1 protein-coding gene is annotated in these 494 nt (G+C 36.8%); it reads right to left on the reverse strand.

Annotation, left to right across the window (positions count from 1 at the left end):
* The coding region (locus tag G9H65_RS13285; RefSeq protein WP_166375820.1) for a hypothetical protein at nt 1–494 on the reverse strand (494 nt) is incomplete at both ends.

The following is a 494-nucleotide window of genomic DNA, read 5'->3' on the forward strand; positions in this document are numbered from 1 at the left end:
CCCTTCACTATTAATTAGTTGAATACTTAATTTCTGTGATGTTCCAGCTTGTTGGTTTGCAGTTCCACTAATCACAAAATGAGTAGCTGGATTAGATATTACCTGAATCGAAAACGCTGATTTGGCTAATATACTACCATCCGTTACCTGAATATTCGCCGTTTCCACTTGGTATAAAATCAAATCTACTTGGGCTATTCCGTTTGTAAATACCACTTGAACGGGTTGACCAAAATCTACACCAGAAACACTCGGCTTACTTATTGGGATAGTTGTTGTACTTGCTCCTAAAAAAGTTAGTGCTTTTGTTCCTGAATATTCAATAGCATCATTCCCATAAGCATCTACCGCTTTTATACTCAAAGTTTGGGTGCTTCCAGCTTGTTGACTTGATTGACCACTTATAACAAAATGAGTAGCAGCATTAGATTTTACCTGAATTGAAAACGCTGATTTAGCTGATATAATACCATCACTTACTTGGATATTCGCAG

The sequence above is a fragment of the Aquirufa ecclesiirivi genome (assembly GCF_011250515.1).
GTDB classification, from domain to species: Bacteria; Bacteroidota; Bacteroidia; order Cytophagales; family Spirosomataceae; genus Aquirufa; species Aquirufa ecclesiirivi.